At 72.1% G+C, this 13,517-nt stretch carries 12 protein-coding genes; 7 read left to right on the top strand and 5 right to left on the bottom strand.

Annotated features, from left to right (window positions below):
* Window positions 1-18: 18 nt before the first annotated feature.
* Both JHN63_RS05725 and JHN63_RS05720 read left to right on the top strand, forming a co-directional pair.
* A complete protein-coding gene (locus JHN63_RS05725) occupies window positions 19-1,323 on the top strand; it encodes an alpha/beta fold hydrolase (protein ID WP_200677582.1) in 1,305 nt (434 codons plus the stop codon).
* Window positions 1,324-1,413: 90 nt separating this feature from the next.
* Complete coding sequence (locus JHN63_RS05720) at window positions 1,414-2,025, top strand: FxLYD domain-containing protein (protein ID WP_200677581.1); 612 nt, start codon at window positions 1,414-1,416, stop codon at window positions 2,023-2,025.
* 24 nt (window positions 2,026-2,049) lie between these two features.
* Here JHN63_RS05720 and JHN63_RS05715 read toward each other — a convergent pair whose 3' ends face one another.
* Window positions 2,050-4,215, bottom strand: coding sequence for a PI-PLC domain-containing protein (locus JHN63_RS05715; protein ID WP_200677580.1), 2,166 nt, complete (start codon window positions 4,213-4,215; stop codon window positions 2,050-2,052).
* Between the two features lie 146 nt (window positions 4,216-4,361).
* Here JHN63_RS05715 and sigJ point away from each other — a divergent pair, with 146 nt between their 5' ends.
* Both sigJ and JHN63_RS05705 read left to right on the top strand, forming a co-directional pair.
* Window positions 4,362-5,255: an RNA polymerase sigma factor SigJ gene (gene sigJ / locus JHN63_RS05710; RefSeq protein ID WP_200677579.1), complete on the top strand. Its 894-nt coding sequence runs from the start codon at window positions 4,362-4,364 to the stop codon at window positions 5,253-5,255.
* 5 nt (window positions 5,256-5,260) lie between these two features.
* Window positions 5,261-6,091 carry a pentapeptide repeat-containing protein gene (locus JHN63_RS05705; protein ID WP_200677578.1) on the top strand — a complete coding sequence of 277 codons (831 nt, stop codon included), beginning with the start codon at window positions 5,261-5,263 and terminating at the stop codon, window positions 6,089-6,091.
* Here JHN63_RS05705 and JHN63_RS05700 read toward each other — a convergent pair.
* Window positions 6,053-7,579, bottom strand: a complete 1,527-nt coding sequence (locus JHN63_RS05700) for a cytochrome P450 (RefSeq protein ID WP_200677577.1) — start codon at window positions 7,577-7,579, stop codon at window positions 6,053-6,055. The two genes, JHN63_RS05705 and JHN63_RS05700, sit on opposite strands and share 39 nt — an antisense overlap.
* A 107-nt stretch (window positions 7,580-7,686) precedes the next feature.
* Between JHN63_RS05700 and JHN63_RS05695 the strand changes: the two genes are divergently transcribed.
* Entirely contained in the window at window positions 7,687-8,295 is a 609-nt protein-coding gene (locus JHN63_RS05695) for a TetR/AcrR family transcriptional regulator (RefSeq protein WP_200677576.1), read from the top strand.
* A gap of 99 nt (window positions 8,296-8,394) precedes the next feature.
* The gene (locus JHN63_RS05690) at window positions 8,395-9,120 is read left to right on the top strand and encodes a DUF2470 domain-containing protein (RefSeq protein ID WP_200677575.1); all 726 of its coding nucleotides are present in this window, start codon (window positions 8,395-8,397) and stop codon (window positions 9,118-9,120) included.
* Here JHN63_RS05690 and JHN63_RS05685 read toward each other — a convergent pair.
* The 3 genes from JHN63_RS05685 to JHN63_RS05675 form a co-directional block, all read right to left on the bottom strand.
* Window positions 9,088-10,317 (bottom strand): lactonase family protein, encoded by a 1,230-nt coding sequence (locus tag JHN63_RS05685; RefSeq protein ID WP_200677574.1) that lies wholly within the window; start codon window positions 10,315-10,317, stop codon window positions 9,088-9,090. The two genes, JHN63_RS05690 and JHN63_RS05685, sit on opposite strands and share 33 nt — an antisense overlap.
* 114 nt (window positions 10,318-10,431) lie before the next feature.
* Window positions 10,432-11,466 (bottom strand): hypothetical protein, encoded by a 1,035-nt coding sequence (locus tag JHN63_RS05680; protein WP_200677573.1) that lies wholly within the window; start codon window positions 11,464-11,466, stop codon window positions 10,432-10,434.
* Window positions 11,467-11,520: 54 nt separating this feature from the next.
* Window positions 11,521-12,774: an FUSC family protein gene (locus tag JHN63_RS05675; protein WP_200677572.1), complete on the bottom strand. Its 1,254-nt coding sequence runs from the start codon at window positions 12,772-12,774 to the stop codon at window positions 11,521-11,523.
* A gap of 126 nt (window positions 12,775-12,900) precedes the next feature.
* Between JHN63_RS05675 and JHN63_RS05670 the strand changes: the two genes are divergently transcribed.
* The gene (locus JHN63_RS05670) at window positions 12,901-13,494 is read left to right on the top strand and encodes a TIGR03086 family metal-binding protein (RefSeq protein ID WP_200677571.1); all 594 of its coding nucleotides are present in this window, start codon (window positions 12,901-12,903) and stop codon (window positions 13,492-13,494) included.
* Window positions 13,495-13,517: the final 23 nt, after the last annotated feature.

The raw sequence follows: 13,517 nt of genomic DNA, 5'->3' as shown, positions 1-13,517 counted from the left end.
TCCGTACCAGGAGTCGCGTTGTCCGTCAGCTACCGCCAGCCCGGCGTCGTCCTCACCGACCGCCACTTCACCGTGCCCCTCGACCACGAGGACCCCACGGGCGAGACCATCGAGCTCTACGCCCGTGAGGTCGTCGCGAGCGACAAGGCGCACCGCGAGGACCTGCCGTGGCTGCTCTACCTCCAGGGCGGACCCGGATTCGGAGCGAATCGTTTCGTCGGTAGACAGGCCTGGCTCGGCCGCGCGCTCGACGAGTACCGCGTCCTTCTTCTCGACCAGCGCGGCACCGGCGGTTCCACCCCGCTCACCCGGCAGACGCTCCCGCTGCGCGGCGGCCCCGCCGAGCAGGCCGAGCTTCTCACGCACTTCCGCGCCGACTCGATCGTCCGGGACTGCGAGGCGATCCGCCCGGCGCTCACCGGCGGCGACCCCTGGACCGTCCTGGGCCAGAGCTTCGGCGGCTTCTGCACGGTGAACTACCTCTCCACCGCCCCCGAAGGACTGCGCGCCGCCTTCCTCACCGGCGGCCTGCCGTCCCTCGACGCCCACGCCGACGACGTCTACCGGGCCGCCTACCCGCGCATCGAGCGCAAGGTGGCCGCCCACTACGACCGCTATCCGCAGGACGTGGAGCGCGCCCGCCGTATCGCCGAGCACCTGCTGGGCCACGAGCCGGTCCTGCCCAACGGCTACCGGCTCACCGCCGAGGCCTTCCAGTCCCTCGGCATCATGCTCGGCGGCAAGGAGGGCAGCCACCGCCTCCACTTCCTCCTGGAGAACGCCTTCGTCCGCACCCCGCAGGGCCACGAACTCTCCGACGCGTTCCAGGAAGAGGTCCAGAACTCCCTCTCCTTCGCCGGCCACCCCCTCTACGCCCTCGTCCACGAGGCGACCTACGGGCAGGACTCCCGCCCCACCGACTGGTCGGCGGAGCGTGTGCGCGGTGAGTTCCCGCAGTTCGACGCCGCCAAGACCCTCGCGGGCGACGGCCCTCTCCTCTTCACCGGCGAGACCATCCACCCCTGGATGTTCGACTGCGACCCCGCCCTGCGTCCGCTGCGCGACACCGCCGAACTCCTCGCCGCCCACACCGACTGGCAGCCGCTCTACGACCCGGCGCGCCTCGCCGCCAACGAGGTCCCGGTCGCCGCGGCCGTCTACCACGACGACATGTACGTCGACGCGGACCACTCGCTCCGGACCGCCCGGTCGATCCGCGGCCTGCGCACCTGGGTCACCGACGAGTTCGAGCACGACGGCGTACGGGCCGGCGGCCCGCGCGTCCTGGACCGGCTGATCGCCCTCGCACGCGACGAGGTCTGAGTCCGCCCACGGGTCGGGCCGACGGGCCGACGAGCGGTGGGCTCGGCGACGAGATGTGGCATCGAAATTTCCGACATAAGGTTCATTTCGATGAATACCAAGTCACTTCGCCGGGCCCGCCCGGCCGCCCTGGTCCTCGCCGTCGTCGCGGCGAGCACGGTCGCGCTGGTCTCGTGCGGCGACGACAACAACAGCTCCGGCAGCAGCTCGCAGCCCGCGACCCCGGACAAGGCCTCCTTCTCGGGCATGACCCCGTCGGCCCTGAAGTCGGCCGCCTCCTCGGCGGTCGCCTCGGCCCGCGCCCAGGCCTCCGCCGCCGCGTCCTCGGCATCGGCGGCGGCCGCCTCCTTCGAGGCCTCCGTCTCGGCCGAGGTCGCCCGCGCGAGCAAGGACGCGCAGAACGAGCTCAAGGGCGTCAGCGGTCGGGGCAACGCGATGTCCGAGGTCGCCATGACCGGCAAACCGCGCGCCCAGACCAGTGGCCTGCTCGCCGTCCTCGTCACGATCACCAACAAGACCGACAAGAAGGCGTCCTACGCCGTCCAGGTCGACTTCCTCGACTCCTCGGGCAAGGTGGTGGAGACCCGCTTCGTCGGCGCCGAGAACCTCGCCCCCGGCGCGAAGGCCCAGCCGGTCGCCATCAGCACCAAGCCGCCGGAGCCGGTGCTGACCCCCAAGTTGGCGAAGGCGCAACGCTATTGAGCACGTTCGTCGCCAACGGGCCGCTCAGCGCTCGGAGTTGAGCGCGTCCACGGCCCCGCCCGCGTCGCCGATCGTCGTGTAGTCGACGGCGACGAAGTTCACCGGCCGACCGCGTTCCCGCTCGCAGCGGTGGACGCGGTCGAGCACGAACCGGCGGGCGTTGACCTCGCCCGCGTCCAGCCGGCTGCCGCCGTCGATGGTGACGAAGTGGTTGAGCAGGAACAGGCGTTTGTCGCTGCCGCCGCGATGCGGTACGCAACTCATCGCGTCCGGCGTGCGGAACGCGAACGGTGTCTCCATCCCGTAGTCGTAGAAGTTCCGGTACCAGGGCGCCGGGCCGTCGGCCTTCTCGGCGAAGACGACGAGCCGGCGCCCGCTGTCGATCAGGTCGCCCAGGGTCGGCCACGGCTGCGCGGGATCGGCGTCCGGGGTGTGCACCAGATCGCTCAACCCGGCCTGCGCGAATGCCTGTTCGGTGTCCTTGCCGCTGATCGCGTCCTGCACGATCAGTGTGACGACCTCGGTGGGATGGGCGCGCATCCAGGTGCCGATCTCGCGCAGCACCGGCACCAGGGCGATCGCCCCCGCCCGGCACACCGAGTGGCACAGCCACAGCCCTTCGCGCGGCGGGTTGACCTTGTTGACGGCCGAGGCGATGAACTCCCTTTGTTCCGGGGTGAAGTCGGACTCGGTGAGCCGCGCGGTGATCTCGTCCGGCCGCTCCCACCGGTAGGTGTCGATCTGGAGGGCGCGTACCCCGTCGTCCAACTGGGCGGTGATACCCGGGTCCTGGAGCGGGCCGATGAACCGGTCCACGGTCGTCGACATCGCGTTGTGCGAGGTGAGGTAGGCGACCTCGTCGTAGGACCGGTCGCACAGTGCCGCGCTGCCCTCGCAGACGCGGGACGCGGTGGGCGTGACGGCGTACGGGATCAGTAGGACGCCGGCGACGGCGGCCCCGCCGGTCGCGAGGGCCAGCCAGCGGAGCCGCGGGAGGGCGGGCATGTGCGGCCGGACCTGGAGAGCCCAGCCCACGCCGGTCAGGAGGGCACCGGCCAGGACGGGGACCAGGGCGGTCGTCAGGGCGGTGGTCGTGAGCCGGTCCACGGCGGTGTGCTGCACGTCGTCGACCAGCCGGGCCAGGCTCGGCGGCCAGGAACCCGGCGGATCGATCACCCGCCCGCCGCTGACCAGCCGGAAGAGGACGGCGACGAGCCCGGCCAGTACCCCACCGCCCGCGAGCGACCAGCCCAGCGGGAGGAGTCGGCGGCCGGGGGACGACGAGCCGCCGCCGACCCACAGCACCACCAGCGCGACGACGAGCAGCGCGGCGGCGAGGGACTCCGCGAGGCCGAGGCCGACCGCGGTGCAGTCGCGGGCGCGGTGGAGAGGGGCCAGGTCGTTGCCGGACGCGGCGAGGGTGTCCGTGAGGTTCCAGGTGCCGCCGTTCGTGAACGCCCGGAGCTGCGCGGCGGCCGTACGGGTCCGGTCCGGGACGACGGCGGGGGCGACGGTGGCGAGCGCGGTCGCGACATCGCCGTCACGGAGCGCGGCCTCGACCGCGGGGCGCAGGGCGTCCCGGTCGGCGGCGGGCAGTCCGCTCACCAGCGTCCCGGCCGCCTGCTTTGCCTGTGCCTCGGTCAGCGGCAGGGCGGGCAGCCCGGTGGGCACGTGCCCCGCGACCACGGCACCCAGGGCGGTGGAGAGATCGGTCGAGAAGCGCTCGAAGTCGGGCTCAGGTCGGTCCTGGACCGAGGCGACGAGATCTCCGAAGTAGATCTGGGCGAGGTCGTTGAGGTTGGCCAGCACGGGCCGCAGATCGACCGTGAGGTCCAGCGCGTCGCGCTCGCCGCCCAGATAGCCCACCACGGCGTCGATCTGCTGGTGGGTGAGGTCCCGGACCGTCTCCGGCGGCAGCACCAGCTTGAGGTTGGAGGTGACCTGGGCCTCCGGAACCGGCAGCCGGGCCAGCAGCCCCCGGGTGACCGCCGTCGTCCGCGGATCGACCAGCACCTGGTTGTACAGGCGGTCGTAGGCCTTCTGCTCGTCCAGGGCGGACTGGTAGAAACCCGGGGAGACCACGGTGGAGCGGGCCGTGGCCGCGGTGCTGAGGACGGCCGTGGCGAGGACGGCCAGGATCAGGGCCGCGAGGCGCGGCAGCCTGCGGGAGGCGACGCCGACCGGGTCCATGACTCACCATCGTCGTCCTGCCCCACCCGCCCCGCAAACGGACGAGGGAGACGGAAAACCGGCTGGCCATGGCGGCGGCGGACGTGCTGTGATCACCCCGGCTTTCGCTCACGTGACCACGGAATCCACGACGGGGACGGGACGGTATGAACGACGAGGACCTGCTGGCGGACCGCTTCGAGGAACACCGGGGCCGGCTGCGCGCGGTCGCCTACCGCATGCTCGGCTCGGTGCCGGAGGCGGAGGACGCGGTCCAGGAGACCTGGCTGAAGCTCAGCCGCACGGACGCGGACGAGATCAGGAACCTCGGCGGCTGGCTGACCACGGTCGTCGGCCGGGTCTGCCTCGATCTGCTGCGCTCCCGTACGGCACGCCGTGAGGAGCCCATCGACGAGACCTTCGTGCCCGACCCCGTGATCAGGCCCCTCACGGAACTCGACCCGGAGGAGGAGGTGGTCCACGCCGACTCGGTGGGCCTCGCACTCCTCGTCGTCCTGGAGACCCTGGAACCCGCCGAGCGGCTCGCGTTCGTCCTGCACGACATGTTCGCGGTGCCCTTCGACGACATCGCCCCGATCGTGGAACGCGGTTCGGCCGCGACCCGCCAACTGGCCAGCAGGGCCCGCCGCCGGGTCCAGGGCGCGAACCTGTCGAAGGCCCCCGACCTCGCCCGCCAGCGCGAGATCGTCGAGGCCTTCCTCGCCGCCGCCCGCGAGGGCGACTTCGACGCCCTCGTCGCCCTCCTCCACCCGGACGTGGCCCTGCGCGCCGACGCGGGCACCCTCCTACGGGGTGCGGCCGCCTCCAAGGCGATCCGCGGAGCGCGCACGGTCGCCGAACAGGCGCTCACGTTCGCCCCGTTCGCCCGCTTCGCCCAACTCGCCCTGGTCAACGGCTCGGTGGGCGTCGTCAACGCCCCCGAGGGACAGCTGCTCTCGGTCATGGGCGTCACCGTCGTCGACGGCCTGATCACCGAGATGTACATCCTGTCCGACCCGGACCGGCTGGCCCGCCTCGACGCCGACGGGCCCGTACGGTGAACCACATGGAAGATCACATAGCCGATCGCTCCGACCTCCGCGGCGACTGCGAGCGCTGCTTCGGGCTGTGCTGTGTGGCGCTGCCCTTCGCGGCCTCCTCCGACTTCGCGATCGACAAGCCCGCCGGGACGCCGTGCTCGAACCTCCAGAGCGACCACCGCTGCGGCATCCACGCGAAGCTCCGCCCAGCGGGCTTCACCGGCTGCACCGTCTACGACTGCTTCGGCGCCGGGCAGCACGTCTCACAGGTCACCTTCGCAGGCCAGGACTGGCGTACGGCACCCCGGGAACAGGCCCGCCGGATGTTCGACGTGTTCCCCGTCGTACGCCAACTCCACGAACTGCTCCGGTACTTGACCGAGGCGCTCACCCTGCCCGCCGCCCGGTCCCTCCACCCCGAACTGCGCCGGGCCCTGGCCCGCACCGAGGACCTCACGCACGGCACACCCGAACAACTCGGCGCGCTGGACGTGGGCGCGCATCGGCAGGACGTCAACGAACTCCTGTTGCGCACAAGCGAGTTGATGCGATCCGGAGCACGCGGCAGGAAGAAGCAGCGGCGCGGCGCCGACCTCATGGGTGCCCGGCTCAAGGGCGCCGATCTGAACCGGGCCGATCTGCGCGGCGCCTGTCTCATCGCGGCCGATCTCACCGGGGCCGACCTGCGCGGTGCGGATCTGATCGGTGCCGATCTGCGGGACGCCGATCTCACGGACGCCGACCTGACCGGAGCGTTCTTCCTCACCCAGCCCCAGGTCAACGCGGCCCGGGGGAGCGGGAGTACCAGACTGCCGGAGTCAGTCGTCCGACCCGTGCACTGGGCAGCGGGCCTCTGACGGGACCTCGGCGGGGACCGAACTCGGTGCGGGCGCGGCCGGCGCTGTGCGGCGGTCCAGGTGCAGGCGCAGGCCGTCCGGCATCAGCGTCAGGCGTTCCGTCACGCGCAGTCGGTACGCGGGGTCGGGGCGCAACTCGTAGCGGCGCAGCAGCAGTCCGAGGACCAGCATCGACTCGTGCAGCGCGAACTGGCGGCCGATGCAGGCGCGCGCCCCCGTCCCGAACGGCTTGAAGGTGTGCGGCGCTCGGGAGCGGACGGCCTTGGCGTCGAAGCGGTCCGGGTCGAACTCCTCGGCATCGGCGCCCCACACCTCGGGGTCGCGGTGCAGCATCGGCGTCAGGATCAGTGCCCAGGCGCCCCGCCGCATGGGGTGCACCCCGGCGAGTTCGGTGTCCCCGGTGGCCTCGCGGGCGTACGCGGGGGCCGTCGGCCAGAGCCGTAGCGACTCGTCGAGCACCCGGCGGACGTAGCGCAGCTTGGCGACCTGCTCGTAGCCCGGGTTCGGAGTGTCGCCCCACACCTGGTCCACCTCGGCGCGGGCGCGGGCGGCGATCTCCGGGTGGCGGGCGAGGTAGTGCAGAGCGAAGGACAGCGAGCCCGAGGTCGTCTCGTGGCCGGCCACCAGGAAGGTGATGACCTGGCGGCGGACGTTCTCGGCGGAGAGGCGTTCGCCGGTCTCCGGGTGGGTGGTGTCGAGCATCCGGTCGAGCAGGTCGCCGTCGCCGCTCGCCTCGCGGCGGGCCCGCACCATGTCGTCGACCGTGCGGTTGAGGTAGGCGATGTCCGCCTCGTTGCGGCGGGTTGAGCCGCGGAGGAGGAACGGGGCCAGCGGCGCGGGTACGGAGTTGAGGCGTTGCGCGTAGCTGAGCGTGCCCACCATCGACGTCACGAAGGGGTGCGGCCGGTCGCGCTCGAAGGAGCCGAAGTCATGGCCGAATCCGGTGCGCGCGATCGTCTCCAGGGTCAGCTTGGTCATGTCGCCGGGGACGTCCACCGCCCGCCCGGCGGCCAGTTCGCGGTCCCAGTGGTCGGTGAGCCGCTCGGCCACCGACAGCATCATCGGGTGGTAGCCGGCCATCGCCTCACGGCTGAAGCCCGGGGCCAGGACGTCGTGCGCCAACTGCCAGTTGGGCTCGTGGTTGTAGGCCGTGAAAAGTCCGTCCCCGGCGACCGGCCGCAGGTTCGCGACCCCCAGACCGACGTGCTTGGCGAACCGTGACTCGTCCGCCATGTCGGCGACCAGGTCGGCGCCCCACACGAACACGAACTCCTTGCCGAAGGCCTTCCGCCGGAAGATCGGGCCCAGTCGGCGGGCGAAGCGGAGCGAGTCCTGGAGGGGAGTGCGGCGGTCGGCGCCGATGACGTCACCGAGGAACGGGACCCGGCGCGGGGGACGCGGGATGCGGTCGAGGTGGGGCCAGCCCTGCTCGGCATCCCGGAATCCCTTCGGCAACGCGGTCGGCGTCGCCGTCGTCGTCTCCGCCATGACGCGATCTCCCTTGATCCACCGCAGGCCGAGCCTGTTGTACGTGGGTTCAATAGCGTGTTTCAGTGTGGTCCCACTGTTGAACCGACGTCAAGTAAAGTGCGGGAATGGCCGCGAACCAGGGTGAGCGCACGCGCCGCCGGCTCAGCAGCGAGGAGCGCCGGGAGCAACTCCTCACGGTGGGCGCGCGGTTGTTCTCCGAGGACCCCTACGGCGACGTGTGGATCGAGCAGGTCGCCGAGATCGCCGGGGTCTCCCGCGGGCTCCTCTACCACTACTTCCCGACCAAGCGGGACTTCTTCGCGGCCGTCGTCGAGCGCGAGAGCGAGCGGATGCTGCGGATGACGGCGGCGGTCCCGGGCATCCCCGCCCGTGAACAACTCGCCGCCGCACTCGACACGTATCTGGAGTACGTGCAGACCCACGCGCACGGCTATCGCGCCTTCCATCGCGCGGACGCGGCCGGGGACCAGACCGTACGGCGGGTCTATCAGCGGGCGTTGGCGGCGCAGGAGCGGCAGATCCTGGTCGCGCTGGCCGCCGATCCCGAGTTCGGGCCGGCCGTGGGGGAGCGGCCCGACGCGAAGCTCGCGGTGCGCGGGTGGCTGGCCTTCACCACCGCCGTCTGTCTGGAGTGGCTGCGGGGGCCGGAGTTGAGCCGCGAGCAGGTGCGGGATCTGTGCGCGCGGGCGCTGTTGGGCGTCATCTCGCCCTGAACCGACCCCGGAGGACTTGATGGAGAGATTGCGTGGCGTGGTTGGCGTGCGCCCCGATCTTGGGTAAGTTAGGCAAGGCTTACCTAAGGAGGTTCAGGGATGGGTGACAGCCAGACGTGGACGGCCGTGCCTGCCGCGGCCGAGCGGGCCCGCTCGGTGCTCGCCGCCGCATGGTCCTGCGCGGTGACCGCGGAGGGCGGTCGCGAGGAGTTCGTCGGCGCGCACAGCGTCGACGACGACGGCCGGGTGCTCCTTCAAGTACCCGACGACAGCGCCCTGTTGGCCGCCGCCATCTGCGCGCCGCGCGGAGAGCCGTCCGCCGTCCTGGAGTTCGCGGACGTCGCGCCCGTCCCCGTGCGCAACCGTATCCGGGCCCGGTTGTGGCTGGCCGGATGGTTCGTGCCCGAGGAGGGCCGACTCGCCTTCCGGCCCACGCGCGTGGTGCTCCGCCCGCCGACCGGCGCGGTCGTCATCGACCTCGACGAGTTCGCCGCCGCCGAACCCGACCCGCTGGCCCTGGCCGAGGCCCAACTGCTGACTCATCTCGCCGACTGCCACTCCGACGCGGTCGAGCGGCTCACCCGACTCGTCGAGCCCGACAGTCTGCACGGCGCGGTCCGCGTCCAGCCCCTCGCCGTCGACCGGCACGGACTGACGCTGCGCATCGAGCGGGCCCGCGCCCACGGCGACGTACGACTGCCGTTTCACGCGCCCGCCGATTCGGTCAGCCATCTCACCGAGCGCATGCACGTGCTGCTCACCCGGGCCAGCGCCGCGTCCTGCCCCCGGCCCCTACAGCGGCAGCGCACAGACGGCGACCGGTGACGCGAACGGCTCGCCCGCGAGCCGCAGTTGACCGTTCGTGCCGTCCACGTGGAACACGCTGACCGTGCCCGACCTCTGGTTCGCGGTGAACAGCAGCGTCCCGTCCGGCGAGAGCGCGATCTGCCGCGGGAAGTCGCCGGACACCGGCACCGTGTCGAGCAGCCTGAGCCGGGCGCCGTCCGCCTCGACGGCGTACCGGGCAAGGGTGTTGTCGCCCCGGTTGGCGAGACAGGCGTACGCGCCGTTCGGCGTCACCACGATCTGCGCCGGGTAGTTGGTGCCGCTGCCCTTGCTGCCGCTGGACTGCGGGTCGCCGATCGACAGGGCACCCGTGGCCGGGTCGTAGGCGCAGACCGCGACGGTGTCGTCGACCTCGTTGGCGAGGTAGGCGTACCGGCCGCCGGGGTGGAACGTGAGGTGGCGTGGGCCCGCACCCGCGCGGGTGTGCGCCTGCGAGACCTCGGTGAGCGTGCCCTTCGTGGTGTCCAGGCGGTAGGTGTAGACCGTGTCGGTGCCCAGGTCGACGGCGAGGACATGGCCGCCGTCGGGACCGGTCACGAACTGGTGCGCGTGCGGGCCGTCCTGGCCCGGGCCCGGCTGTGGACTGGAGTGCTTGACCAGCGCGGTGCGTTCACCGAGCGCGCCCGAGGCGTCGATCGGGTGCACGGCCACGCTGCCGGAGGTGTAGTTGGCGCTGAGCAGCCAGCGGCCGGTGGGGTGCACGGACAGATGGCAGGGGCCCGCCCCGCCGGTGCTCCGCGCGCCGAGGACCGTGCGGTCCGCCAGACGTACGGCGGTCACCGCGCCGGCCGTCCGCTCGTCGACCGCGTACAGCGTGCGGCCGTCGGGGTGCACGGCGAGGTACGACGGGTCGGCGACCCCGGTGACCGTACCCGCGTCGGTGATCCTGCCGCTCGCCGGGTCGTAGGTGGCCAGGCCGATGCCCGTGCCGCCGCCGTCGACCGAGGTGTAGGTGCCGAGGTAGAGCGGGCGGGGGCCGGACGCCTTGCCTGCGGAGGGGGATGCGGCGGGTGCCGGTGCCTTCGCGGCCGTCGAGTCTGCCGCAGGAGCGGATGCGGGGTCGGCCGGTGGTGCGGCCGGGGCCGGGACCGCGACCACCGCCGCGGTCCCCGCCAGGGCGCCGATGAAACGGCGCCTGCTCCAGCCCTCGCGTGACGCCTCCGCATCACTCGTCATGCCCACACCCTCAGGTCGTCGCTCGCTTCGATCGTCACAGCAACCTTGGCGTGGAGGGCGGGGTGAGCGCAAGAACGGCAACGCGCGTTGCATCCACTGCAATGCGTGAGTGGTTTACCAGTCGCCGTCCTCCACCGGCTTGCCGTGCGCGTCCTTGAGGGGCTGTACCTGGCCGGGTGCGGGCTGCTGCCAGGGCTCGTGGTCGTCGCCCAGCCAGTCGCCGACCGGTTGCACCGACCCCAGGGTGTCGGTGGGGGCGAGATCCTCGGCGTCCTGGTCGTAGTAGTCGAACCAGGGAAGACCCGCCTGGGTGTACGCGGCGCGGTCCACCGGTGACGGCGGCGGCTCCTCGCCGGTGATGCGGCGCCACTCCGGGGGCGTCACCAGGTGCACGAAGACCCGTCCGGCGGGTTCCCCGGCCCATGCGGTCAGCGGGCGGTCGTCCGCGTAGACCTCCTGGTGCATCGAACCGCCGACCCCGAGCCCCATCTTGGGAGAGACCGCCGGAGCGCTGCGCACGGGGGCGGCCTGCGCGGCCATCGGCATGGCGGGCATGCCGAAGCCCCCGGGCGGCATCGTGATCGCGCGGGCCCGCTCCGAGCGGCGCCGCTCGTCCGCGCGCCACTTGGTCAACTCCCGCTCGGTGAGCGGGAAGGACTGGAGCTGGACGCCGCCCCACACCTCCTCGCCCGTGACCTGGCCCTCGACCGTCGCGCCGAGACCCAGCGGGACCGCCACGAACTGGCGGACGGTCCCCTTGCCCGAGTTGATGCCGTCGAGCCAGGGCTGACGCGGAAGGACGACGTAGTTCTGCGGGTCGCGGGACAAGTGCTCGCTCCAGGGCTTCCCGGAGACCGCGCACACCTTGCCCACGCCGACCTGGAGAGCGGCAGGCTCGGCCGTGCCCCCGAAGCTCAGCCACATCGCCTCGCGCAGATACACCGGCAGCATCACGCCACCTCGCGCCCGCCATTCCTCGGGCGCCGTGTCCGGGAAGTCCGCGACCCGGCGGACCGGGAACTCGCCCAGCCCCGGCGGCAGCGGATGCGTGCCCGTCTCGGGCAGGCGCAGCGTGCGGATGAACCGCACCGCCACCCCACCGGGCAGTCGCAAGGTGTTCCCGTCGATTCGTACGCCGCTGTCGGCCATGTGCCCGCCCCCGTCGCTGTGCTGCCGGAGGCGGCCCGCCCCCAGGTGACTCCGTCACCTAGAACGATCGGCGACCCCGCCACGGTTCCTGCGCAGCCGCTCCGGTACGCCCACCCGCTCCCGCAGCCAGGCCAGCCACGGCAGGCGCTCACGCTGCTCGCTGCTGACGCGGTCCAGCTCCTCCAACAGGCGGCGCGAGCGGTGCTCGGTGTCCAGCTCGTCCAGCATGCGGTTGACCTCGGTCAGCATGGCGCCCAGCAGTTGCCACTGGGCCGCGTCGCGCTGGACGTCCTCCAGGAGCAACTGGGCCAGCTTGTCCCGGGTCGCGGAGGCCGTGTGCAGCTCGGCGGTGAGCCGTGACTCCGCGGACTCGGCGCTCACCGTCACATCGGTGGTCACCAGCACCGCGAAACTGACCACGGCGTCACCGATCTCGGACAGCAGTTGTTCTACGGCCGCGCCCGTCGGCGGTGCGAACAGCGGCTCGGGGTCGCGGTGTTTCGCCAGGTCCGTGAAGGTGCGGGCGAGGACGCGGAGCACGACCGTGCAGATCTCCAGGGTGTCCAGGCCGGTCCGCAGCACGACCCGGTGCAGCAGCCCCTCCCGTACGCGCGGATTGAGCCGCAGGCTGTCCTCGGCCTGTCGCAAGGCGGCGTCGACCTCGACGATGTCGTGGTCGAGCCGGCGCGCCTCGTGCAGTCGGGCGGTGGCGTGGTCGACGGGGGTGCGGCCCGCCGCCTCCTCGCCCATGCGCCGCATCAGCCGTCGTAGCCGACGGGCCAGGCCCTCGATCGACTCGCCGGCCTCGTCCACCCACACCGGGGGAGCCAGCAGCAGATTGCAGGCGAGCCCGACGACAGCGCCGATCAACGTCTCCACCACGCGAGCCCAGGCCGTGTTCCCGACCGTGGTGACCCCGAGGACCAGCATCGCGCTGATCGCCACCTCGGGCACGTACTCGTCAACTTTGACCAGCCGTCCGACGACCAGTGAGGCCACGATCAGCAGGGCCAGGCTCCACCAGGTCAGACCGACCAGCAGGCTGAACGCGATGGCGACGAGAACGCCCGCGACGACGGCGTTCACGCGGCGGATGCCGTTGGTGAGGGTGGCGTAGAGGGTGACCTGGACGACGAGGAGTGCGGTCAGGGGAGCGGTGAGCGGCGCGGGCTCGGGGCTCAGCCGCAGTGCGACGACGTACGCGACCGTCGCCGCGGTCGCCGACCGCAGCGTCTGGACGACTACCGGGTCCCGGTGCCGCCCCACGAACCGCACCAGCGGCGCGGTCCACTCACGGACATCTCGCATCCTTGGCCTATTCCCTCTCACCGATGTGCTGAACGTGCGCATCAGCCTGCGCATTGAGGACCGAAACTGTCCGCAAGGCCTCCTAGATTGTCATCATCGGACAGGGCGAAACGGAGGGGAACGTTCATGACGAACATCCAGGGCATCGAGGTACTGACCCGCTCGCACGACTACCTGCGCGAGGTCGTCGCCGCCGTGCCCGACAGCGCCTGGGCGGCGCCGACGCCGTGCACCGAGTGGACGGTCCGCCAGGTCCTCAACCACGCGCGCATCGACCAGCAGGCCTACGGCCTCGTCCTCACCGGCGACCGGCCCGACTCCGACCCCTTCCACCCCGCGGACGCCCTGGCCGGGGACCCGGTCGCCGAACTCGACAAGGTGCTCCGGGCGGTGGCCGACGGCTATGCCGGGCTGCCCGCCGACGCCGACCAAGTGCCGACCCCGCTGGGCCCGATGACCCTCCCGCTCGCCGCGGCGACGGCCGCGATGGACGCGGCCGTGCACGCCTGGGACATCGCGGTGGCGACGGGTCAGAACCGGCCGCTTCCGGATGACCTGGCGAAAGGGATCTGGCCGGCCGCGGACCGGCTGGTCGACCAACTCCGGGACGCCTATCGGGTGTTCGCCCCCGCTCTCGAGGTGAAGGACGACTACGACAGGGCCGCGGCACTCCTCGCCTTCCTCGGCCGCGACCCGCACTGGACACCGGCCGCCGCCTGACCCCGCTCCTGGGCCGCCTCGGC

Origin of the sequence: Streptomyces sp. MBT65, from assembly GCF_016612545.1 — a bacterium.
Lineage (GTDB): Bacteria > Actinomycetota > Actinomycetes > Streptomycetales > Streptomycetaceae > Streptomyces.
Note: the sequence above shows the minus strand (reverse complement) of the source record. Positions and strands in the feature narration are given on the sequence as shown.